Source organism: Derxia gummosa DSM 723, from assembly GCF_000482785.1.
GTDB classification, from domain to species: Bacteria; Pseudomonadota; Gammaproteobacteria; order Burkholderiales; family Burkholderiaceae_E; genus Derxia; species Derxia gummosa.
In genome coordinates, this window is the sequence record NZ_KI519499.1 from 473,360 (window position 1) to 495,755 (window position 22,396).

Below are 22,396 nucleotides of genomic sequence, written 5' to 3' on the forward strand. Positions count from 1 at the left end.
CTTGAGCCGCCCTTGTCGCTTGTGGAGCACGTCTGCCGCCGCGCCCAACGGCCGGTGCCGCGCTACCCGCCGCCCTCAGATCACCTCGGCCGGCGCGTAGCGGCAGGCGCGCTCATGGTCGCCGCGCTCGACCTGCACCGTCACATGGCCGATGCCGAAGCGTGCCTTGAGGCCGTCGGCGATCGCATGCAGCTCGCCGTCGTCGCAGCCGCCGTCGGGCTTGACGAGGTGGGCGGTGAGCGCGATGTCGCTCGCGCTGATCGGCCAGATGTGCAGGTCGTGCACCTCGGTCACGCCGGGGCGCGCGGCGAGCCAGCGCTCGACGGCGGCGCGGTCGATGCTGGCCGGTACCGCGTCGAGCGCCATGTCCACCGACTCGCGCAGCAGGCCCCAGGTGCCCCACACGAGCACGGCGCAGATCACGAGGCTCAGCGCCGGGTCGAGCCAGAGCCAGCCGGTCGCGCGCATCGCCAGCGCCGCGAGCACCACGCCGAGGGACACCGCCGCGTCGGCCACCATGTGCAGATAGGCGCCGCGCAGGTTGATGTCGCTGTCCTTGCCATGCATGAAGAACCAGGCCGTCGCCGAGTTGATGACGATGCCGATGGCCGCCACCACCGCCACCGTCATCTCGGCCACCGGCTGCGGATCGGCCAGCCGCCCGACCGATTCCCAGGCGATCGCGCCCACGGCCACGAGCAGCGCGATGGCGTTGACGAGCGAGGCAAGGATGGAGCTGCGACCGTAACCCCAGGTGCGCGACGGCGTCGGCGCCCGGCCCGACAGCCAGGACGCCGCCCAGGCCAGCGCGAGCGCGGCGACATCGCTCAGGTTGTGGCCGGCGTCGGCCAGCAGCGCCAGCGAATCGCTCGCGAAGCCGAAGCCCGCCTCGACCAGCACGAAACCGAGATTGAGCGCGATGCCCACCGCGAAGGCCTTGCCGACCGGCAGCGGACCGTGATGGTGATGGCCGTGGCCGTGATGGTGGCCGTGCGCGTGGGCGTGGCCCGCGTGATCGTGGCCGTGGTCGTGACCATGATCGCTGTCGTGGTCGCAGCCGTCGTGGGCGTGGTGCGCCGCCGTGGCCGCGTCGGCGGCAGCGGCGTGATCGTGATGCGCGCACGGCGCGCCGTGGAAATGCTCGTGGCCGTGTTCACGGCCGGCCGGCGGGTGTTGCCCGGTCATGCGTTCGGTCCTCCAGGAAAGCGGCGCCGGCCCCCGGAGGACCGGCGCGATCAGAGCAGCGGATCGATGTTGAAGACCTCGTATTCCGTCCGCAAGTCGGCGTACTGGCCGCGCATGGCCTGCATGTACTGCGCATAGGCCTCGGGATCGAAACCGCCCGGCTCGGTATAGACCGTGAGCTGCGGCCCCGGCGGGTGGTAGAGGAAGACCTCGCGCGCGCGCACGCCGAAGGTCTGGCCGGTCACGCGGGCCGCATAGCTCGTGCACAGGTAGGCGACGAGATTGGCCACGTAGCTCGCCGGCACCTTGAGCGCATGGGCCTGGTACTGGCGCTGGGCCTCGGTGCGCGGCTCGAACTGCTGCGTGACCCGCGTGGTCGCGAAGGGCGCGACCGCGTTGCAGTTGATGCCCGTCGCGCTCAGGTCCATCGCCACCGCGCGCGTCAGGCCGAGCAGCCCGGCCTTGGACGCGACGAAGGCGCTCTGGTGCGTGTTGCCGATGAAGGCCGAGGCCGCGACGAGATTGACGATCGAGCCCGGGATGCGGCCGCGCTTGACCTGCTCGCGCATGTGCGGCGTGGCGGCGGCCAACAGCGCGTAGGGCGCGATCAGGTTGTTGGCGAAGACGTTCTCGTACTGCTCGCGGCGGGTGTCGGTGATGGGCGCCTCGATCTGGATCGCGGCGTTGTTGACCACGATGTCGATCGCGCCCCAGTTGGCGCGCGCCAGCGCGACGCAGGCCTCGGCCGCGTCAGGCTTGGCGAGGTTTTCCTTGAAGGCGATCGCGCTGCCGGGCGCCTTGGCATTGAGCCGCTCGACCACCGCGTCGGCCACGACGCTGTCCTGCGGGCCTCCGTCGATGTCGCAGCCGGTATCGGCGATGACGACGCGCGCGCCTTCCATCACGAGGGTCTGGGCGATGGCGAGGCCGATGCCGCGGGCCCCTCCGGTAACGATGGCGACTCGCTTGTCGAGAATGTCGGTCATGCTGGGATCGATTGCCTGCGTGGAATTGGACGGGACTGCCGGAAGCACGAACCGGGCCGCGCCGGAAGACGCGGCGCCACGAAAACAGCAGGTGCGTGACAGGGCCGCGAAGCGTAGCGCGCGCTCATGGCAGCGCCAACCGCGCCGCGGGCCGGCGGTGCTTCTGCCCGCCGGCTGTCGGCACATAACCAACCGCCATAAGCCCGGCTGACCGGGGTCATTCACGAAACCGGCGCTAAGCGGCGACAATTCAGGGTTTCGCCGGATGCCGGGTGGCGTGATGTCTGCCCGTTCCGCCCGCCATCACCCCATTCCGCCAAGCCCATGAGCGCCTTCAACGAAGAAACTGTCCTGACCGTGCATCACTGGACGGATCGCCTGTTCAGCTTCACGACCACTCGCGATCAGTCGCTGCGCTTCAGCAACGGTCACTTCACGATGATCGGGCTGAAGGTCAACAACAAGCCGCTGCTGCGCGCCTATTCGATCGCAAGCGCGAACTACGAGGAACACCTCGAATTCCTGAGCATCAAGGTGCCGGACGGTCCGCTCACCTCGCGCCTGCAGCACATCCAGCCGGGCGACAAGCTCATCGTCGGCCGCAAGCCCACGGGCACCCTGCTCATCGACTATCTCAAGCCGGGCAAGAACCTCTACCTCATGTCCACCGGCACCGGCCTCGCGCCCTTCATGAGCGTGATCCGCGATCCCGAGACCTACGAGCGCTTCGAGAAGGTCATCCTCGTGCATGGCGTGCGTCAGGTGGCCGAGCTGGCCTATCACGACTTCATCAGCCAGGAACTGCCCAAGCACGAATTCCTCGGCGAACTGATCAGCGAGCAGCTCATCTACTACCCGACCGTCACGCGCGAACCCTTCCGCAACCAGGGTCGCCTGACCGACCTGATCGAGAACGGCAAGCTCGCCGCCGACATCGGCCTGCCGGCGCTCGATCCCGAGGTCGACCGCGTGATGATCTGCGGCAGCCCCGAGATGCTGAAGCAGCTCAAGCACATGCTGGAAGCGCGCAAGTTCGTCGAGGGCAACACCAGCATCCCGGGCGATTTCGTGATCGAACGGGCGTTCGCCGAGCAGTAAGCGTCGGCGTGTCCGGCGCGGGGCGCGGCCACGGGGCCGCCGTCGCCCGCCAGGAGCCAGCGCAAGGAACGGGACGGGTCGACTTAGGTCGGCCCGTTCTGCTTCCCGCCCGCGCTCGAGCCGTCCTCAGCCCGCCTTCGCCACCACCCGCCGCAGCCAGCCGCCGAGCACGGCGCCGCGCAGCAGCAGGAAGAGGTCGAGCACCAGCCACAGCCCGTGGTTGCCGAGCACCGCCATCGCCGGCCCGACCGCCACGAAGAACAGCACCGCCGCGCCCAGCACCGCCCACATCAGCTCGCGCAGCAGCACGGCGCCGATGTAGATGCCGTCGAACATGAAGGCGCCGACCGCCGCGACCGGCCACAGCGCGAGCCAGAGCAGATGCCGACGCGCGGCGGCGCGCACCTCGGGCAGGTCGGTCATGGCATCGATGAGCGGCGGCCCGGCCAGCCACAGCGCCACAACGCAGGGCAAGGCGAGCAGCCCGGCCCAGAGCAGCGGCCGCAGCACGGCGCGGCGCGCCTGCGCCGGATCGCGCGCGCCGATCGCCGTGCCGACGAGCGTCTGGGCCGCGTTGGCGAAACCGTCGATGCCGTAGGTGACGAAGGTCGCCACGCTCATGAGCACGCCGTTCGCCGCGAGGATCACCTCGCCCTGCCCGGCGCCGTGGCGCGTGAAGGCGGAGAACACCGCGAGCAGCGCCGCCGTGCGCACGAGCAGCGTGCCGTTCATCGCGACGAGCGCGCGCCAGGCGGCCGCGTCACGCAGCGCGGCTCCCGGCAGCCGCAGCAGGCCGGCGCGCGCCAGCAGCACCAGCCCGGCGATGCAGCCCGTGGCATCGGCGACGGCGGTGGCGGCGCCGAGCCCGGCCACGCCCGCGTCGAAACCGAGCACCAGCGCGAGCGCCACGGCCAGATTCACCGCGTTGACGAGCAGCTGGAGCGCCAGCCCGGTCATGGCGCGTCGGGCGCCGAGCAGCCAGCCGAGGATCACGTAGTTGGCGAGTCCGAAGGGCAGCGACCAGATGCGCGCGCCGCAGTAGTCGAAGGCGCGGGCGCGCAGCGCGCCTTGCGCGTCGAACAGATCGGCGAGCAGCCCGAGCAGCGGCGCGCGCAGCAGCACGAGCAGCGCGCCGGCGCCGACCGCCAGGCCGAGGGCGCGCATCAGAAGGTCGGATTCGGCGCGCGAGTCGCGCGCGCCGCGAGCCTGGGCGGTGAGCGCCGCCGTGCCCATGCGCAGGAAGACGAAGCCCCAGAACACGAGGTTGAAGGCCTGGGCGCCCAGCGTGACCGCGCCGAGGCTGGTCGCATCGCGCATGTGGCCGGCGAGCGCGGTATCGACCGCCGACAGCAGCGGCTGGGTCAGGCTGGACAGGATGAGCGGGACCGCGAGCGCGACGATCTCGCGGTGGGTGGGCGTGTCGGCGCGCGGCGCGGCCGTGTCGGAGGTAGCACTGGAAGTCGTCATCGCGCCCAAGGCTAGCCGAGGCCGTACGGCGCGACCGGTACCGGCGTGGGGCACGGCCGACGGACCAATCCCGGTGCGCCCCGACGCCCGTCGCCCGGATCGCGCCGCCGACCGGCGCCGCGCCGGCCTCGGTCGGCACGCGGGCGCAACACGGTCGTGCATCGCTTGCACCGCCCCGCCGCGCCGCCGACCATCGCGGCTTTTCCACTCCGCCATCTGCCTCGCCATGACCGAGCCGACCTCCCCCGCCCAGCCCGACATCCATCCCGGCGAAGCCCGCCGCCGCCAGGTGATGGGCGATGTCTTCGTCGATCGCGCGCTCGGCTCGGCCGACGCCTTCACCCGCCCGCTCCAGCAGTACGTCAACGAGCACGCCTGGGGCTCGACTTGGCTGCGCGACGGCATCGAGCTCAAGCAGCGCAGCCTGTGCACGGTGGCCATGCTCGCGGCGCTCGGCCGCAGCAACGAGCTGAAGGGCCATCTGCGCGGCGCGCTCAACAACGGCGCGACGCTGGCCGAGATCCGCGAGGTGCTGCTGCACGTGGCGCCCTATGCCGGCGCGCCGGCCGCGATCGAGGCCTTCCGCGCGGCGAAGGAGTTCATGGCCGACAACGGCCTCGCCTTCGACGAGCCGGCGGCGGGCTGAAACGCCACGCCGGCCGCGCGCCACGCCACGCCACGCCACGCCACGCCACGCCACGCCACGCCACGCCACGCCACGCCACGCCAGACCGACCCGCCCGCCGCCACGCGGGCCGGCCCCCTTCCCCGGAGTCCGCCATGTCCAGCGCCATCCTCATCCAGCGCCCCGAGGCGCCCGAGCATCTGATCCTGCTGTTCCACGGCTACGGCGCCGCGCCCGACGATCTCGTGCCGCTGGGGGAGCGGCTGGCGCGCGAGTTCCCGCGCGCGCTGGTGGCGAGCATCGCCGGCACCGAGCCCTGCGAGATCAGCAGCGGCCGGCAATGGTTCTCGCTCAAGGGCATCAGCGACGAGAACCGCGCGGCCCGCATCGCGCTCGCGCTGCGCGACTTCAACGGCGCCATCACGCTGTGGCAGCAGCAAACCGGGCTCGGCGCGACGGCGACGACGCTGGTCGGCTTCTCGCAGGGCGCGATGATGGCGCTCGGCTCGCTGTGCCAGCCGGTGCCGGTCGCGCATCGGGTCGCGGCGATCGCCGGGCGCTTCGCCACGCTGCCCGAACGGCTCGCGGCCGGGCTGACGGTGCATCTGCTGCACGGCGCCGACGACAGCGTGGTGGCGGCGGCGAACTCGTCGCAGGCCTTCGAGCGGCTGCATGCGCTCGGCGTGCCGGCCACGCTCGACCTGTTCCCGGATGTCGGCCACGGCATCACGCCCGAGATGGCCGACACCCTCGTCGCCCGGCTGCGCGGCGCCGGCTGAACGGCCCCGTACCCGCCGCCGCCCGGCCGCCCCGCTGGCACACTCGCGCCCTCGCAAATCCGGGGGGCGGTTCAGATGTGGGCAGGCGTGGCGTTCGCGCTCGTGGCGGGGATGACCTGGGGGCTGGTGTTCGTGGGGCCGCTGCTGCTGCCCGACTATCCGCCGGCGCAGCAGGCCTTCGGCCGCTATCTGGCCTTCGGGCTGATCGCGCTGCCGCTGGGCTGGATCGACCGCGCCGGGCTCGCTCGGCTGGCGCGGGCCGACTGGATCGAGGCGCTCCGCCTCGCGGCCGTCGGCAATGTCGCCTACTACCTGCTGCTCGCGAGCGCGATCCGTCAGGCCGGCGCGCCGCTGCCGACCATGATCATCGGCAGCCTGCCCGTGGTGCTGGCGATCGCCGGCAACCTGCGCGACCACGCGCGCGACGGCCATCTGCCGTGGAAGAAGCTGGCGCCGCCGCTCGCGGCCATCGCGGCCGGCATCGGCTGCGTGAATCAGGCCGAGCTGGCCGACGCCGCCAGCCCGCTGGCGGGCGATCCGGCCGGCCATGCGCTCGGCGTGCTGCTCGCGCTCGGCGCGATGGCCTGCTGGACCTGGTATCCGCTGCGCAACACCGACTGGCTGAGGCGCAATCCGCGCCACGGCGCGCGCGTATGGGCGACGGCCCAGGGCCTGGCGACGCTGCCGCTCGCGCTCGTGGGCTATGCGGCGCTGTGGGGCTGGCAGGCGCTGACCGACGCCGCGCCCGCGACGCTGCCGCTTGGGCCGCGCCCGGCAGTGTTCGCGGGACTGATGGTGGCGATCGGGCTGCTCGCGTCCTGGGTCGGCACGCTGTGCTGGAACCAGGCCAGCGCGCGGCTGCCGTCGGCGCTGGCCGGGCAGCTCATCGTGTTCGAGACGCTTTCGGCACTGGCCTACAACCAGGCGCTGCGCGGCGGCTGGCCTGCGCCACTCGCGCTCGCGGGCGTGGCGCTGCTGGTGACGGGCGTGATGGGGGCGACACGGGTGAAGGCGCTGCCCCCGACCGCCTGACGCCGACCGGGGGCCGGCTCAGGCGCGACGGCGCCGCGCCACCAGCGCGCCGACCGCCGTCATGCCGATGGCGAACATCGCCGCCGGATCGGCCTCGGGCACCGGCGAGGTCGAGCCACCGTCGAACAGCTGGCTCGTCGGCGTGAGCGTGAGGCTGCCGCGAAGGATCTGCGAGTAGTCGTAATGGCTGCCACCGGCGAAGAAGCCGATCGTGTCGCCGGCGTTCACGTTGTAGAAGGTGTAGCCGCCCGAGTAGTCGAAACCGTTGGACGGCGACTCGCAGCAGCCCCAGGCGTAGGCATCGACCAGCGTGGCGCCGGTGGTGGTGGTCAGGCGCGCGGTCACGCTGAACCACGAGTGCAGGCCGCTGTAGTCCCACAGGAATGAGTAGGTACCGGCCTCCGGCGCGACGCCGGTGATCGACCATTCGCGGTAGCCGTAGCCGGACTCCGTGAGGTCGTAGGAAAGCGTGGTCGAACCGTCGGCCCCGGTGCTGGAGCCGAGGTTGCCGGCGCCGCTGATGTGCCAGTCGATGGCGGTAGCGGAGGCGGTTCCGGAGCAGGCGGCGACGACGAGGGCCGCCAGGACGAGTTTCGAGGCTTGCATGGTGGGTTTCCTGAGAAATGTTCGGGATACGGACGTGAAGCAGGCAGGAAACTAAGACCTCGACACACCGGAAAACCCCGGGCCCGAACGGGTTTAACAGTGTCATGCGGCCATGCAACATCCTCTGCCGCCCGCCCCTCAGCCCCCCAGCATCGCCGCCGGCCCGTCCGGCTCGGCCACGATGTCCACCTCCACATCCCCGCCTTCCACGCTGCCGCCCGCCAGCACCCAGGCATCCAGCCCGCCGAGCAGCGGTCGCACCCGCGTGAAGCCCTTGGCCGCGAGCAGCCGCGCCGCCTGCGCCGCCGATACCTCGTTCGGGCAGTTGCAGTAGAGGACGATCTCGCGGTCGCGCGGCAGGCGCGGCGCGTGGTCGGCGATCTCGTGCAGGCCGACCGCGAGCGCGCCCGGAATGCGACGCGGATCGATCTCGACGCCGGTGCGGCTGCGCACGTCGATCACCACCGGCTCGTGGCCGCCGTCGAGCAGCGCGCGCAATTCATCGACGCTGATGCGCGCGCGCTCGACCGCACGGAGGAATTCGCGGCGGCGGCGCCAGCGCCAGGCGAGGTAGCCGGCCACCGCCACGCCGGCCGCGAGCGCCGCCGCGAGACCGAGGCCCGACAGCGCGGCGAGTACATCCTGGATCTGGTCGCTGAACACCAGCCCGAGCGCGAGGAAGGGCGTGGCCCAGACGAAACCCGCCGCCGCCGCATAGGCCGCGAAGCGCGCCAGCGTCATGCCGAGCGCGCCCGCCATCGGCGCCGCCACCACCGACACGCCCGGCAGGAACTTGGCCGCGATGAGCGAGCCGCCGCCCCAGCGGCCGATGAAGCCTTCGCTCTGGCGCACGCAGCCGTCGGGCGACAGGCTGATGCGGCACAGCAGCCTCAGGATGCGGTAGCCGAAATGCCGTCCGGCCCAAAACCAGGCCGCATCGCCGAGCAGGTTTGCCAGCACCGCCAGCCCCAGCACCGGCGCCAGCGCGAGCTGCCCGCCCGCGACCAGCCCGCCCGCGACCACGAGCACCGGCGCCGCCGGCAAGGGCGCGCCGAGACGTACCGCGAGCGTGACGAGGAAGACGACGAGATAGCCGTGGGCGGCCAGGCTGGAAAGAAGGTCGGGCAAGGGACGGACTCCGGCGGGTCGGGCGTCGCGGAGGGCGACGGCCGCGCAAGCCGCAAGACTGCACCGGCGCGGCGCCGCACGCCCGGATTTCACGCCGGGCGGTGAGGGATCGGCGGCGCCGGGCAACACTCGCCGGCCCGCGCGGCGGCGAGAGCGGGCGTCATGGGACGCACGGGAGGAAGCCGCGAAGGAAAAGTGGAACCGGAAGCAAGGCCGGCGACATGCCGGTTCCGTGGGCGGCCGGTGGTCGCGCATCCTTGTCCGGGATGCGGGTGACATCCCGCGCTCGGGAGCGGCGGCTGCGCTTCCCTCTTGGCACGCTTGTTGAATGCCTGACTGGTATACCAGTTTCGTGCACCAATAAGCGGCACCGGCCATGACCGACACCTCCCTCAGCGACGCCCAGCAGCAGGCCGCCATCGACCGCTCCATCGTCGATGCCGTGCTCGCCGGCCGGCTCAAGCCCGGCGCCCGCCTCGTCGAGCAGCAGATCGCCGATCTGTTCGGCGTGTCGCGCACCCTCGTGCGCGAGGCGCTGCTCAAGCTCGAAGCCATGGGCATCGTCGAGGCGAGCGCGCGGCGCGGCTGGTTCGTGGTCGAGCCGTCGGTGGCCGAGGCGCGCGAAGCCTTCGAGGCGCGCCGCGCGGTCGAGGTGGGCCTGCTCGGCTGCGCCGGCAAGGTCGGGCCGGTGGCGCTGGCCCAGTTGCGCGAGCACCTGCGCGCCGAGCGCGCCGCGATCGCCGCCGACGACGTGGGCGAGCGCAGCTTCCTGCTCGGCGACTTCCATGTCTGCCTGGCGCAGGCGCTCGGCAACCGCGTGCTCGCCGACATCCTGCGCGGCCTGACGGCGCGCACCGTGCTGATCGCCGCGCTCTACCAGAGCGACCACGACGCCACCGCCTCCTGCGACGACCACGAAGCCATCGTCGCGGCGCTCGCGGCCGGCGACCACGAGCTGGCCGCCCGCCTCATGCGCGCCCACATCGGCGACGTCGAGGCCGCGCTCAAGCCCGTCGCGCCGGCCGGTCCGCTGGCCGAGCTGCGCGCCGCGCTCGCGCCGGTGGGGCGGCCGGCGCCCGCCGCATCCGCCGCATCCGCCGCATCCGCCGCATCCGCCGCATCGGCCACCCGCGCCCAACCCGTCTCTCCGGCGCCGCGTCCGCGCGCGGCGCCTTCCCACCCGCGCACGGCCCCGGCGCCGACCGCGCCCGCCCGCCCCCGCCGCAAGTCACAGGAGCCCTGACCATGAACCGCCGCCACCTGCTTTCCTTCCTCGCCGCCGCCGCGCTCGGCCTCGGCATCGCCGCGCCCGCCTCGGCCGACGCGCTCGACGACATCGCCAGGAGCGGCACGCTGCGCGTCGCCGTGCCGCAGGACTTCCCGCCTTTCGGCTCGGTCGGCCTCGACATGAAGCCGCTCGGCTACGACATCGACGTCGCCACGCTCATCGCGAAGAAGCTCGGCGCCAGGGTCGAGCTGGTGCCCGTCACCAGCACCAACCGCATCCCCTATCTCCAGACGAAGAAGGTCGATCTCGTCATCTCCAGCCTCGGCCGGAATCCCGACCGCGAGAAGGTCATCGACTTCAGCGATGCCTACGCGCCCTTCTTCAACGGCGTGTTCGGCCCGGCCGATCTCAAGGTGAGCAAGGTCGAAGACCTCGCCGGCATGACCGTGGGCGTGACGCGCGGCGCGGTCGAAGACCTCGAACTCACCAAGATCGCGCCCGCCAGCACCGCCATCAAGCGCTACGACGACAACAACGGCACCATCAGCGCCTTCCTCTCGGGCCAGGTGCAGGCGGTTGCCACCGGCAACGTCGTCGCCGCCGCCATCTCGGCCAGGAACCCGCCCAAGAAGCCCGAGACCAAGTTCTTCATCAAAAACTCGCCCTGCTACATCGGCCTGAACAAGGACGAGCCGAAGCTGCTCGCCAAGGTCAACGCCGCCATCGCCGAAGCCAAGAAGGACGGCAGCCTGAACGCGATCGCGCTCAAGTGGCTGCACGCGCCGCTGCCGGCCGACCTCTGATCGCCGCGCGCATCGACGGACCGCGATCGTGGCCTATCAATTCGAGTTCGGCGTCATCGCCGACTACCTGCCGGTGCTCGGCAAGGGGCTGGCGCTGACGGGGCTGCTCACCCTCGTGGGCGCGACGCTCGGCGTGGCGCTCGGCATCGGCTGTGCCTGGGTGCGCACGCAAGGCCCGCGCTGGCTGCGGCCGGTGGCGGCGGGCTATGTGGAGCTGTTCCGCAACACGCCCTTCCTGGTGCAGCTGTTCTTCATCTTCTTCGGCCTGCCGGCGGCGGGCGTGCAGCTGGGCGAGTTCAGCGCCGCCGCGCTGGCGATGGTGGTGAACCTCGGCGCCTACAGCGGCGAGATCATCCGCGCCGGCATCGAGGCGACGCCGCGCGGCCAGTGGGAGGCCGGCGCCAGCCTCGCGATGACGCGCCTGCAGATCTTCCGCCACGTGGTGCTGGTGCCGGCGCTGCAACGCATCTGGCCGGCGCTGTCGAGCCAGATCGTGATCGTGATGCTCGGCTCGGCCGTGTGCTCGCAGATCGCGGCCGAGGAGCTGACCTTCGCCGCCAACTTCATCCAGTCGCGCAGCTTCCGTGCCTTCGAGGTGTACATCGTCGTGACGGGCATCTACCTCGCGCTGTCGGTGCTGCTGCGCCAGCTGCTGCGCGGCGTGGGCGGGCTGATGTTTCCGCGCCGGAGGGCCGCGCGATGATGGAGTTTTCCAACTGGGACATCCTGCGCAACCTGCTGCTCGCGGCGCGCTGGACGGTGCTGCTGTCGCTCGCGGCCTTCGCGCTCGGCGGCCTCGCCGGGCTGGTGCTGCTGTTCATGCGCACCGCGCGCCAGCCGTTGCTGCAATGGCTTGCACGCGGCTGGATCGAGGTCTTCCAGGGCACGCCGCTGCTGATGCAGCTCTTCCTCGCCTTCTTCGGCATCGCGCTGTTCGGCGTGGATGTGCCGCCCTGGCTCGCGGCCGGCCTCGCCCTCACCTGCTGGACCAGCGCCTTCCTGGCCGAGATCTGGCGCGGCTGCGTCGAGGCGATCCCGCGCGGGCAATGGGAAGCCTCGGCCAGCCTCGCGATGAACCGCATGCAGCAGATGCGTCATGTGGTGCTGCCGCAGGCGGCGCGCATCGCGGTCGCGCCTACCGTGGGCTTCTCGGTGCAGGTCATCAAGGGCACGGCGGTCACGTCCATCATCGGCTTCGTCGAGCTGAGCAAGGCCGGAACCATGATCACGAATGCCACTTTCGCGCCGTTCACGGTGTACGGCTTCGTGGCGCTTCTCTACTTCGTTCTTTGCTGGCCGCTGTCGAAGGCGAGCCAGGGGCTGGAAAGGAAATTCAATGCCGCTCATCGCCATCACTGACGTGCGCAAGCGCTTCGGCGACAACGAGGTGCTCAAGGGCATCGATCTCGACATCGCGCCGGGCGAGGTCATCGCCATCATCGGCAAGAGCGGCTCGGGCAAGAGCACGCTGCTCCGCTGCATCAACGGGCTGGAGACGATCGACTCGGGTTCGATCGTCGTGGGCGACGCCCAGCTCGGCGAGGACGAAGCCCACCTGCGCGCACTGCGGCTCAAGGTCGGGATGATCTTCCAGGGCTTCAACCTCTTCCCGCACCTGACGGCGGGCCGCAACGTGATGCTCTCGCCGATGGTGGTGAAGGGCATGAAGGAGGACGAGGCGCGCGAGATCGCCCGCAGGCAGCTCGACCGCGTGGGCCTCGGCCACAAGTTCGACGCCTGGCCCGACCAGCTCTCGGGCGGCCAGCAGCAGCGCGTGGCGATCGCCCGGGCGCTTGCGATGCAGCCGATGGCGCTGCTCTGCGACGAGATCACCTCGGCGCTCGACCCCGAGCTGGTCAACGAGGTGCTGGCGGTGGTCGGCGAGCTGGCGCGCGAGGGCATGACGCTGCTGATGGTCACGCACGAGATGCGCTTCGCGCGCCAGGTGTGCGACCGGGTGGTGTTCATGCACCAGGGCCGGGTGCACGAGACGGGCGCGCCGGAAGTGGTGTTTGCCGATCCGCGCACGCCGGAGTTGAAGCAGTTCCTGGGGCAGTCGGCGCACTGAGGCAGGCGGCGGGTTTGGCGGGCCGCGCGGCGTGGCGTGCGCCGGCCGGCCGCGCGGATCGACCGCTCGCGCGCAAGCCCCTCCGCTCGCCAGGGTTGGCCGCGCCGCGCGGCGGCGCTCGGTTGCAAGCGCCATCGGCGCTCGGCAGATTGCCCCGGCCGAGTCCAGAGCGCCGCAGGCGTCGAGGGCCGCGAACCCGGCTCGGCGCCTCCCACCGACTGCCGCCGCTCATGCTCCGTCAAATCCTTCGCCGCGCCGCCCTCTTCGCCTGCCTGCTTTGCTTGTCCGCCGCGCCCGCCTCGGCCCACATCAAGTGGTTCAACGACAAGATCAACCTCATGATCCCGCCGCGCAGCCTCGATGAAGTGCTGACGCTCACGCCCTTCGGCTGGATCTTCGGCGCCGCCGTCGCGGTGCTGTTCGCCGCCTCGCTGCTCGACTCCTGGCTCGTCAACCGGCACACCTGGATCGCCCGCCGGCTCGCCTGCGCCGACCGCGGCTTCGAAGGCCACACCTACCTGTTCCTGCGGGTACTGGTGGCGGTGTTCTTCGCCATCCTCGGCAGCGAGCACAGCGTGCTGCTCACGCCCGAATCGACCACCTCGGCCTGGTGGGTCGCCAACCTGCAATACGGCATCGCGCTGACGGCGCTGCTGCCCGCCACGGGCTGGATCGCCGCGACCGGCATCGTGCTGCTCTACGGCATGGGCATCGAAGGGCTGGGGCTGTTCCACATGCTCGACTACCCGGCCTTCCTCGGCGCGGCGGCCTATCTGGCGCTGATGTCGCTCAAGCCCGAGCGGCATGTGCGGGCGCTCGCGATCCTGCGCATCAGCACCGCGCTCACGCTCATGGTCGGCGCGGCCGAGAAGTTCGGCTACCCCGACTGGAGCTTCCAGATGCTGCGCGACTACCCGGTACTGCGCTTCGGCGTGGACGACCTGGAGTTCTACATGGCCGGCGCCGGCATCGTCGAATTCGCGCTCGCCTATCTGGTGCTGGTCGGCCGGCTGTCGGGCAAGGCCGGCTCGGCGCTGCTGTTCTGCCTGATGGCGGCGGCGATCCTGCTGTTCGGCTGGATGGATTTCGTGGGTCATGCGCTGTTCCTGGCGGCGCTGTTCGCGCTGACCTGGAACCGCAATCCAATCGCCGAGCGCATGCAGGTGCGCGGCCGCCACGGCGTGCTGGCGACGGCGGCGCTCAGCAGCCTGCTGTTCGCCGCGCTGGTGCCGGCGGCGGTGGCCGGCTACCGCTATGCCGACCTGCATCTGGTGACGATGTGCAGCACCCAGCCGAACGGGGTGCACATCCACCGCTGACGCGTGTGTCGGTCCGGGCAAGCGGCCGACTGCGTCAACCGATGACGGCCAGGCCCGCAGCCCGGTCGAGGGCTCGCGCCGGCGGTGCCTAGCGGCGCGCCCGCTCGCGCAGAAGGCGCTCGGCGCGTTGCAGATCGGCCAGCTCGTCGATGTCGAGCGCGATGCCCGGATCGTCGAGCGCGAGTTCCAGGCAGCGTCCGCGCGCGCGGCAGGCGCGCAGCACCGGCGCCGCGCCCTGCTCGCCCGCGAGCGCCATGAGCGCGTCGCGCTGGCTCGCGGCGAAGCCGACCGGATGACCGCGCTGGCCGGCGTGGAGGGGCAACACGGCGTCGGGCGGAGCGGCGTCAGGCACGGTGGCGCCCCCGCCATCCGCCGCCGGCCGCGTCACGGCCGCGTCGCCGCGCGACACGGCGCCGCGCCCGGCCAGCGCCTCTGCCACCGCGCGCAGGCTGTCGGGCCGCAGCAGCGGCAGATCGCCCGGCAGGATCAGCCAGCCGCCCGCGCCGGCCGTCGCGCGCACGGCGGCGCCGATCGAATCGCCCATGCCCGCGTGCGCGCCGCGCTCCACATGGAAAGGCAGCCCGCTGGCCGCGACGGCCGCGAGCGTCATCCCGAGCACGGTCGAACCGCCGAGCGGCGCGTCGAGCTTGGAGCCGGCTCCGCCCGACGCGACGAAGCGCCGGCCACGCCCGGAGGCCAGCACGATCACGACCGGCGCACCGGCCGGCAAAGCGGGCAAAAGCGAGGAATTCATCCCGCCGATGCTAAGCGCTTGCCCGTCTCACGATCGGCGGCGGGCAGCCGAAATAACGGTTGCCATCCCATCGCGTCACGAGCCATGCACCGCCCCGTCAGCACCTCACTTGTCACCCGGCTCACCCTTGCCTTCATCGCGGTGGCGACGATGGCCTGCGCCGGGACGCTGGTCCTCGCTGGCCGGCTGCTGCCCGCGAGCGGCGCGGCCATGGCCGACCTCGCCATCACCTGCGCGGCGCTGCTGCTCGGCTTCGCGCCCGCGGCAGGCGCCACCGCGCGCCTGTTCGCGCGGCCGCTGCTGCGGCTGATCGACACCCTCGACGCGCGCGCCGACGCCGCCGCGCTGCGCGCCGTGCCCGGCTGGGCCGAAGCCGAGGATCTCGGCGCGTGCATCGCCGCCCTGCTCTCCGAACTCGGCAGCCACCACCAGGAACTCCGCGAGATCAACGCCACGCTCGAACGCCGCATCGACCGGCGCACCGCCGAACTGAGCAAGGCCAACGCCCGCCTCGTCGATACCCAGCGCCGCCTGACCGACATCACCGAGAACGTCCCGGCCCTCATCACCTATTTCGACCGCGACTACCGCACCGGCTACGCCAACCGCATGGTCGGCGAATGGACCGGCCTCGACCCGGCGCAGATCGTCGGCCGGCGCCTCGACGAATTCATGCCCGCCGCCGCCTTCGCCGCGCGCAAGCCGTGGATGGACCGCGCCCTGACCGGCGAGCGGGTGCAGTTCACCGAAAGCTGGACCGGCCCTGACGGCGAGACCCGCTTCGTGGACGTGGTGTACGTGCCGCACCGCGACACCGACGGCGCGGTGGTCGGCCTCTACGGGCTGAGCACCGACTCGACCGCCGTGCGCCGCGCCGAGCAGGCGTTGTGCCGGCTCGCGCGCCACGACTCGCTCACGGGCCTGCCCAACCGGCTGGCGCTCGGCGAGCTGCTGCCGGCCGCGATCGACCGGGGCGCCGGCAACCGGCGCGGCATCGCGCTGCTCTTTCTCGACATCGACCGCTTCAAGCAGATCAACGACACGCTCGGCCATGCCGCCGGCGACGAGGTGCTACGCGAATTCGGCCGCCGGCTGCGCGCCTGCGTGCGCGCGGGCGACACCGTGGCGCGGCTGGCCGGCGATGAATTCGTGGTCGCGCTCGAAGGTCTGGGCTCGGCCGAGGGCGCCGAGCGGGTGGCGCAGGCGATCGTGCTGGCGATGCGCGAGCCGATGCGCGTCGATGGCAACGAGCTGGTCGTGGGCACGAGCATCGGCATCGCGCTCGCCGCCGGCGCCATCACGCCCGAGGTGCTGCTGGCCGACGCCGACCGGGCGCTGTACGAGGTCAAGCGCGCCGGGCGCGGGAGCTGGCGGGTGGCGGAGCCGCTGGCCCATGTGGTGGGGCAGCGCGAGCGCGGGATGGCGGCGCTGACGCACTGAGGCTTGCGCGGCGCGGGGCGGGATAGCGGCCGCCACGGGGCACGGGGGCGCTCGCAGGCGGCGCGCCTCGCATTCGCGGCGTGCAGTTGGCGTCGGACGTTTCAGTGATCGTGGTCGTGATCGTCGGCCGGCGCGTCCGGCCCGGGTCGCGTGAGCGCGGTCTTGAGAAAGCCCGCGATCGCCGCGAGCCCGTCCTCGTCGAGGCCGTGCCAGTCGCCGTCGCAGGTCTGGCGCGCGACCGGCCAGCCGGCCGCGGCGAGCGCGTCGGCCGTGGCGGGCGGATCGCGCAGCTCGGCGGGCGCGGCCTCGCCGCTACGCACGCAGAGGATGGCGGGCAGGTCGTCGGCGCCGGCAGCGGCGGGCGCGACCGGCGCCTCGCCCGCGAGCCCGCCGGCGACGGCGACGATCGCGCCGACGCCGGGGCGCAGGCTGCCAGCTTCGGCGCCGGCGGCGCGCATCAGCCCCGCGTGCAGCGCGACCGCCGCGCCCGCGCCGAAGCCGACGAGCGCGAGCCGTTCCGCGCCGAGCTTGCGTTCGGCGAGCTTCGCGTCGGCGGTGGCGAGCACGGCCGACGCGGCGGCGTCGAGCGTGGCGGGATCGGGCCGGCCGTCGGCGCCGGGGGCGAACCAGGCGCGGCCACCATCGGCGGCGGACGGCGCGTTGGGCGCGAGGAATTCGGCCTTGAGCAGCGTGGGCGCCCATTCGACGGCTGGCTCCAGCACGTAGTCGCCGTCGCGGCCGTGCTCATGCAGCAGCACGACGAGCCAAGCGGGCTTGCCGCAGGACAGGGGTTGCTGGTCGGGGCCGGCGAGCGGGGTGGTGATGGTGGGCAGGGTCATGGCGGGCGGGTGTCGGGTTTGTGGGGCGGCGCTGGCCGGCCCGTGGGCGAAGCCAGCGGCGTGCCCGTCGGCGTCGCGCCGCCATCGCCGGCTTGCCTGCCACGCCGATCGCCGGGCGCCCGCCTTGCAACCCCTCGGTAAGCCTTACACGCCCGGCGCCTCCGCCCGCGTCCATCCCAGGCAGCCCGCGAGCGCCCCGGCACGGCTCGTCACAAGCGCGCCGCGCGCGACCAGATCGAGCGTGCCGACGGCCGTCGGCAGCTCCACCGCCCACACCGCGCCGCTCGCATCCGCCCAGCGCACCCGCCCGCCGAGCGCCGCGAGCGCATCCAGCCAGCGCCCCGGCGTGATGCCCGGGCGCAGCACGACGAGCAGCGCCTGCGTGGGCGCGGCGGCCGGCGCCATCGGTCCGCGAGCGGACCGCAGGCCCGCGTCCGCATCGGGCACGCGGTCGTCCGGCGCCGCCTCCTCCTCCTCCTCGGCGTCGAGCACCTCGTCCGCGCCGCGCAGCACGCGATGCGGCGCGGCGAGCAGGCGCTCGGTCATGGTCGCGGCGGAAGCCGCTTCGAACAGGTCGTTCGGCGTCTCGCCGAAGGCGCCGTCGCCCGGGCCGCGCGCCGCCGCCAGCCCCGCGAGCGTCACCGCCAGCACCAGCCAGCGCGCGCCGCTGCCGTTGCCACGCCGCGCCCGCAGCGTCTGCCAGCCCGGGTAAGGCGGCCGGCTGCCCGGCTCGGCGGCGCGCAGCAGCGCCATGCCCGCGAACAGCGGCGCGAGACCGAAGGCCACGAGCCACAGCACATCCCAGAACAGCGGATCGGGCACATCCATGCGCACCCGGTGCAGCCCGAGCACCCAGTGCGACAGCACGCCGTCCACCACATGCCAGAGCCCGAACCCCGCGAGCGCCGCGCCAGCCGTGCGCTCACGCGCGCCCGGCGCGATCGTGACCGTGCGCAGCCGCCACAGCTTCCACAGCCCCGCCAGCGCGATCGCGTACATGGCCGCATGAAACAGCCCGTCGGCCGCCACCTGCACCCGCAGATCGGCCCAGGGCGCGCCGCGCAGGCCGCTCAGCAGGTGATGCCATTGCAGCACCTGGTGCAGCAGGATGCCGTCGAAGAAGCCGCCCAGCGCAAAGCCGAGCATGGCCACGGCACGCGCGAGACGACGGTCGCGGCGCGCGGCGGCGGCGAAGTCGAAAGGCTGGGAAACATCCACGGCGTCTCTCCTCCCGGTCAGGCGGACGAAGGCCAGATGCAAGGAATCCGCCGTCCGCATGCCCGGGAAAAACCGGGCTGGCGCCGGCCGGGAACGATGCTTGCGGACCGCCGCACATCTCGATCTCGCGGAGCCACCGATGCCCACCACGCGACGCGCATTCCTCAAGTCGACGGCCCTCGCGGCGGTCGCAGGCGCCGCCACCGAGGCTCCGGCCCGGGATCACGCCCCAGCCGGTGCCGCCAACGCGCATGACAGCACGACCGGCACGACGCATGAACACGGAAACATGCATGCGCCGGCCTACTCGGGCGGTCTCGAGCGCGCCGGCTACCTGTTCTTCGAGCCCGCCGAGGCCGCCTTCATCGAGGCCGCCGTCGAGCGCCTGATCCCGAGCGACGCCAGCGGCCCCGGCGCGCGCGAAGCCGGTGTCGCCGCCTATCTCGACCGCCAGCTCGGCGGCGCCTGGGGCGCGGGCGAGCGGCTCTACCGCAGCGGCCCCTGGCAGGCCGGCACGCCGAGCCAGGGCTATCAGCTGCCGTTCACGCCGGCCGAGCTGTTCCGCAACGCGCTGCGCGCGATCGACGCCGAACTCAAGCCGCGCGGCGGCTTCGCCAGGCTCGGCGCCGAGCGCCAGGACGCCTGGCTCGACGCGCTGCACGGCAGCGACCGCGATCTCGGCGGCGTGCCGGCCAACGTCTTCTTCGAATCGCTGCTCGCGATGACGATCGAGGGCTTCTTCAGCGACCCGGTGTACGGCGGCAACCGCGACATGGTGAGCTGGAAGGCGATCGGCTTTCCGGGCGGCACGGCGAGCTACTACGACCTCGTGGACCGCCACGGCTACCGCTACGACCGCCCGCCGCTGAGCATCGGCGACGACGGGCGCGGCCATGTGGCGATGCCCGCCGACATCCCCGCCAGCATCAACCACGGAGGCCGCTGATGGCGACCCGTCTCGACTCCGCCGACGTGGTGCTGCTGGGCGTGGGCCTGGTGGGCAGCATCCTCGGGCGCGAACTCACGCGCGCCGGCCTCAAGGTGGTGGGGCTGGAGCGCGGCGAGCCGCGCTTTACCGTGCCCGACTTCCAGGGCCAGAAGATGCATGACGAACTCCGCTTCTCGACGCGCAAGGCGCTCACGCAGGACAACGCGCGCGAGACGCTCACCTTCCGCAACCACGCCGGCCAGACCGCGCTGCCGATCCGCCGCTGGGAGAGCTTCCTGCCCGGCACCGGCCTCGGCGGCGCTGCGGTGCACTGGAACGGCCAGACCTACCGCTTCCAGGACACGGACCTGCGCATGAAGACGCTGACCGAGCAGCGCTACGGCAAGGGCTTTGCCGGCGGCGATCTGCTGATCCAGGACTGGGGCGTGAGCGCGGCCGAGCTGGAACCCTACTTCGACCGCTTCGAGTACCTGCTGGGCACGAGCGGCAAGGCCGGGCACCTGAACGGCCGCAAGCTCGCGGGCGGCAATCCCTTCGAGGATTCGCGCTCGCGCGACTACCCCACGCCGCCGCAGAAGGAGCCCTATGGCTCGGCCATCTTCCGGCGCGCGGCGGCCGAACAGGGCTACCACCCCTACACCCAGCCGTCGTCCAACCTGAGCCAGCCCTATACCAACCCCGAGGGCGTGAAGCTCTCGACCTGCATGTTCTGCGGCTTCTGCGAGCGCTACGGCTGCGAGCACTACGCGAAGTCGTCGCCGCAGACGACGCTGCTGCCGGTGCTGCTGGCCGACCGCAACTTCACGCTGCGCACGCAATGCCAGGTGCTGCGCATCAACCACGCGGGCGGCAAGGCGGCGAGCGTGACCTATGTGGACGCCGCCGGCCGCGAGTTCGAGCAGGCGGGCGATCTGTTCATCGTCGGCATGTTCGCGCTCAACAACGTGCGGATGCTGCTGCTGTCGGGCATCGGCGTGCCCTACGACCCGGCGACGGGCAAGGGCACGGTCGGCCGCAGCTATGCCTACCAGACGATGGGCTCGGTGCAGGTGTTCTTCGACCAGAGCGTCAACATCAATCCGTTCATGCGCTCGGGCGCGAGCGGCACGGTCATCTCGGATTTCGTCAGCGACAACTTCGACCACGGGCCGCTCGGCTTCGTGGGTGGCGCCTACATCGGCGAGGTGATGAGCCACGGGCGGCCGATCGAATTCCATCCGGTACCGCCGGGCACGCCGGCCTGGGGCGCGAAGTGGAAGCAGGCGGTGTTCGCGCACTACAACCACACGAGCGTGCTCGGCATCCACGGCAGCTCGGTGGCGACGCGCGCCAACTACCTCGACCTCGACCCGACCTACAAGGACGCCTGGGGCCTGCCGCTGCTGCGCATGACCTTCGACTTCCCGGACAACGACCTGAAGATGAGCGCCTACATCACCGGCAAGGCGGCCGAGATCGGCCGCGCGATGGGCGGCCGGCAGGTGGCGGCCACGCCGCGCAAGGGGCCGTACACGGTCACGCAGTACCAGACCACGCACAACACCGGCGGCACGGTCATGGGCGAGGACCGGAGCACCAGCGTCGTCAACCGCTATCTGCAGAGCTGGGACGTGAGCAACGTGTTCGTGATCGGCGCGTCCAACTTTCCGCAGAACGCGAGCTACAACCCGACGGGCACCGTGGGCGCCCTCGCCTACTGGGCGGCGGAGGCGATCGTGAAGCGCTACCTCAAGCGGCCCGGGCCGATGGTGCAGGCATGAGCGCGCGCGGGGATGGCGAGCGTGACGACCCCTGGTGCGACGGGCGGGCGGGCGTGCGTCCGGCTCTGCGCGGAGGGGTTGTCGAGACTCCGCCGCGCGACGCCTCTCGCATCCGGCAACTCGCCTGGATCGCGCGGCGTGGCGCGGGCCTCGCGGCCGGCGCGGTGATGCTCGCGGCGGGCGGCGCGCTGCTGTGCATGAGCGCCGCCCTGCCTGCGCGGGCGCAGGACACGAAGCCGGCCGGCGCGCAGACCGGCAACATGGGCGCGAAGGCGGCTCCCGACGGTGCCCGCATCGCCAGCGCGGGCGCGGGCGGCGCGGCCGCCTGCGCCAGCTGTCACGGCGCGGCCGGCGAAGGCAATCCGCAGGCGGCCTTTCCGCGCATCGCCGGTCTGCCGCGGGACTACCTGTGGCGCCAGCTCTCGGCCTATGCCGACGGCAGCCGGCAGAACCCGGTCATGCAGCCGATCGCGTCGGCGCTGTCGGCGGCCGAGCGGGTGGCGGTGGCGGGCTTCTATTCGATGCAGCAGCCGAAGGCGGCGGCGGTCACGCCGGGCCAGCAACGCAATGCCGGCAGCGGCGGCGCTAGCGCGAGCGAGGAACGCGGCCGGCTGCTCGCCGAGGTGGGCGACGAATCGCGTCAGGTGCAGGCCTGCGCGAATTGCCACGGCCCGGGCGGACGCGGGCGCGGGCCGATCTATCCGGCGCTCGCGGGCCAGAACGAGGCCTACCTCGCCGCCGCCCTCGCCGAATGGAAGAGCGGCGCGCGCCGCACCGATCCGAGCGGCCAGATGCCCGGCATCGCGCAAAGGCTTGCAGCGGAAGACATGACGGCGGTCGCGCGCTACTACGCGGGGCTGCCGGCGCCGATGGCGGACGGGCTGAGGCGCAGCTCGCCGGCCGACGTGGCGGCGCCCGCCATCAAGCCGGCGGCGGGGGCGAAGGGCAGCCGCAAGCCGGCGGGCGTGGGCGTCGAGCAAGGCTCGCCGACCACGGGCGGCGGCCAGAGCCAAGGCTCGGGCGGCGGAACCCAGCCGGGTACGCCGGGCCAGCGCTGACCGGCGGGCCCCGGCGAGCGCCGGCGCCGGCGCGGAACGCCACGCGCCCACGCC

Annotated in this window: 22 protein-coding genes; 14 read left to right on the plus strand and 8 right to left on the minus strand. The window is 72.5% G+C overall.

Annotated features, from left to right (window positions below):
* Positions 1 to 75: 75 nt before the first annotated feature.
* The gene (locus H566_RS26475) at positions 76 to 1,185 is read right to left on the minus strand and encodes a cation diffusion facilitator family transporter (protein ID WP_084545297.1); all 1,110 of its coding nucleotides are present in this window, start codon (positions 1,183 to 1,185) and stop codon (positions 76 to 78) included.
* A 50-nt stretch (positions 1,186 to 1,235) separates the two neighbouring features.
* Positions 1,236 to 2,171, minus strand: coding sequence for an SDR family NAD(P)-dependent oxidoreductase (locus tag H566_RS0119480; RefSeq protein ID WP_028312754.1), 936 nt, complete (start codon positions 2,169 to 2,171; stop codon positions 1,236 to 1,238).
* Between the two features lie 324 nt (positions 2,172 to 2,495).
* On the opposite strand from H566_RS0119480, the gene H566_RS0119485 reads away from it, so the two are divergent.
* Complete coding sequence (locus tag H566_RS0119485; RefSeq protein ID WP_028312755.1) at positions 2,496 to 3,269, plus strand: ferredoxin--NADP reductase; 774 nt, start codon at positions 2,496 to 2,498, stop codon at positions 3,267 to 3,269.
* A gap of 126 nt (positions 3,270 to 3,395) precedes the next feature.
* On the opposite strand, the gene H566_RS0119490 is transcribed toward H566_RS0119485, so the two are convergent.
* Entirely contained in the window at positions 3,396 to 4,736 is a 1,341-nt protein-coding gene (locus tag H566_RS0119490) for an MATE family efflux transporter (RefSeq protein WP_028312756.1), read from the minus strand.
* Between the two features lie 226 nt (positions 4,737 to 4,962).
* Here H566_RS0119490 and H566_RS0119495 point away from each other — a divergent pair, with 226 nt between their 5' ends.
* From H566_RS0119495 to H566_RS0119505, 3 genes are all read left to right on the plus strand, one after another.
* Positions 4,963 to 5,382 (plus strand): carboxymuconolactone decarboxylase family protein, encoded by a 420-nt coding sequence (locus H566_RS0119495; protein WP_034412259.1) that lies wholly within the window; start codon positions 4,963 to 4,965, stop codon positions 5,380 to 5,382.
* Positions 5,383 to 5,516: 134 nt separating this feature from the next.
* Complete coding sequence (gene ypfH, locus H566_RS0119500) at positions 5,517 to 6,140, plus strand: esterase (RefSeq protein WP_028312758.1); 624 nt, start codon at positions 5,517 to 5,519, stop codon at positions 6,138 to 6,140.
* Between the two features lie 75 nt (positions 6,141 to 6,215).
* Positions 6,216 to 7,172 (plus strand): DMT family transporter, encoded by a 957-nt coding sequence (locus H566_RS0119505; RefSeq protein WP_028312759.1) that lies wholly within the window; start codon positions 6,216 to 6,218, stop codon positions 7,170 to 7,172.
* A gap of 18 nt (positions 7,173 to 7,190) precedes the next feature.
* On the opposite strand, the gene H566_RS0119510 is transcribed toward H566_RS0119505, so the two are convergent.
* Together H566_RS0119510 and H566_RS26480 are read right to left on the minus strand one after the other, a co-directional pair.
* Positions 7,191 to 7,778: a hypothetical protein gene (locus tag H566_RS0119510; RefSeq protein WP_028312760.1), complete on the minus strand. Its 588-nt coding sequence runs from the start codon at positions 7,776 to 7,778 to the stop codon at positions 7,191 to 7,193.
* Between the two features lie 138 nt (positions 7,779 to 7,916).
* Positions 7,917 to 8,906, minus strand: coding sequence for a DedA family protein/thiosulfate sulfurtransferase GlpE (locus H566_RS26480; RefSeq protein ID WP_156924507.1), 990 nt, complete (start codon positions 8,904 to 8,906; stop codon positions 7,917 to 7,919).
* 376 nt (positions 8,907 to 9,282) lie between these two features.
* Between H566_RS26480 and H566_RS26485 the strand changes: the two genes are divergently transcribed.
* The 6 genes from H566_RS26485 to H566_RS0119545 all read left to right on the plus strand — a co-directional run bounded on the left by H566_RS26485 (position 9,283) and on the right by H566_RS0119545 (position 14,324).
* Entirely contained in the window at positions 9,283 to 10,149 is an 867-nt protein-coding gene (locus H566_RS26485) for a GntR family transcriptional regulator (protein WP_051379028.1), read from the plus strand.
* Positions 10,150 to 10,151: 2 nt separating this feature from the next.
* On the plus strand, positions 10,152 to 10,937 hold the full coding sequence (locus tag H566_RS0119525; RefSeq protein WP_028312761.1) for a transporter substrate-binding domain-containing protein: 786 nt from the start codon (positions 10,152 to 10,154) through the stop codon (positions 10,935 to 10,937).
* Between the two features lie 28 nt (positions 10,938 to 10,965).
* On the plus strand, positions 10,966 to 11,640 hold the full coding sequence (locus H566_RS0119530) for an amino acid ABC transporter permease (protein ID WP_028312762.1): 675 nt from the start codon (positions 10,966 to 10,968) through the stop codon (positions 11,638 to 11,640).
* Positions 11,637 to 12,296, plus strand: a complete 660-nt coding sequence (locus H566_RS0119535) for an amino acid ABC transporter permease (protein WP_028312763.1) — start codon at positions 11,637 to 11,639, stop codon at positions 12,294 to 12,296. The genes H566_RS0119530 and H566_RS0119535 overlap by 4 nt, the downstream gene beginning before the upstream one ends.
* A complete protein-coding gene (locus tag H566_RS0119540; protein ID WP_028312764.1) occupies positions 12,274 to 13,005 on the plus strand; it encodes an amino acid ABC transporter ATP-binding protein in 732 nt (243 codons plus the stop codon). The genes H566_RS0119535 and H566_RS0119540 overlap by 23 nt, the downstream gene beginning before the upstream one ends.
* A 230-nt stretch (positions 13,006 to 13,235) precedes the next feature.
* On the plus strand, positions 13,236 to 14,324 hold the full coding sequence (locus H566_RS0119545) for a hypothetical protein (protein ID WP_034412262.1): 1,089 nt from the start codon (positions 13,236 to 13,238) through the stop codon (positions 14,322 to 14,324).
* 88 nt (positions 14,325 to 14,412) lie between these two features.
* Here the strand turns inward: H566_RS0119545 and H566_RS0119550 are convergent, their stop codons facing one another.
* Positions 14,413 to 15,078 (minus strand): nucleotidyltransferase family protein, encoded by a 666-nt coding sequence (locus H566_RS0119550; protein WP_028312766.1) that lies wholly within the window; start codon positions 15,076 to 15,078, stop codon positions 14,413 to 14,415.
* Positions 15,079 to 15,162: 84 nt separating this feature from the next.
* On the opposite strand from H566_RS0119550, the gene H566_RS26490 reads away from it, so the two are divergent.
* Positions 15,163 to 16,518, plus strand: a complete 1,356-nt coding sequence (locus H566_RS26490; protein ID WP_051379029.1) for a GGDEF domain-containing protein — start codon at positions 15,163 to 15,165, stop codon at positions 16,516 to 16,518.
* 101 nt (positions 16,519 to 16,619) lie between these two features.
* Here H566_RS26490 and H566_RS27760 read toward each other — a convergent pair whose 3' ends face one another.
* Complete coding sequence (locus tag H566_RS27760; protein WP_051379030.1) at positions 16,620 to 17,357, minus strand: alpha/beta hydrolase; 738 nt, start codon at positions 17,355 to 17,357, stop codon at positions 16,620 to 16,622.
* A gap of 144 nt (positions 17,358 to 17,501) precedes the next feature.
* The gene (locus tag H566_RS30220) at positions 17,502 to 18,575 is read right to left on the minus strand and encodes a DUF2243 domain-containing protein (protein ID WP_051379031.1); all 1,074 of its coding nucleotides are present in this window, start codon (positions 18,573 to 18,575) and stop codon (positions 17,502 to 17,504) included.
* 139 nt (positions 18,576 to 18,714) lie between these two features.
* On the opposite strand from H566_RS30220, the gene H566_RS26505 reads away from it, so the two are divergent.
* Genes H566_RS26505 through H566_RS26510 form a run of 3 tightly spaced genes read left to right on the plus strand, consistent with a single transcriptional unit; the run spans position 18,715 to position 22,342 of the window.
* Positions 18,715 to 19,521: a gluconate 2-dehydrogenase subunit 3 family protein gene (locus H566_RS26505; protein ID WP_084545303.1), complete on the plus strand. Its 807-nt coding sequence runs from the start codon at positions 18,715 to 18,717 to the stop codon at positions 19,519 to 19,521.
* Positions 19,521 to 21,284, plus strand: a complete 1,764-nt coding sequence (locus H566_RS0119575) for a GMC family oxidoreductase (protein WP_028312767.1) — start codon at positions 19,521 to 19,523, stop codon at positions 21,282 to 21,284. The genes H566_RS26505 and H566_RS0119575 overlap by 1 nt, the downstream gene beginning before the upstream one ends.
* Positions 21,281 to 22,342 (plus strand): c-type cytochrome, encoded by a 1,062-nt coding sequence (locus H566_RS26510; protein WP_245591410.1) that lies wholly within the window; start codon positions 21,281 to 21,283, stop codon positions 22,340 to 22,342. The genes H566_RS0119575 and H566_RS26510 overlap by 4 nt, the downstream gene beginning before the upstream one ends.
* Positions 22,343 to 22,396: the final 54 nt, after the last annotated feature.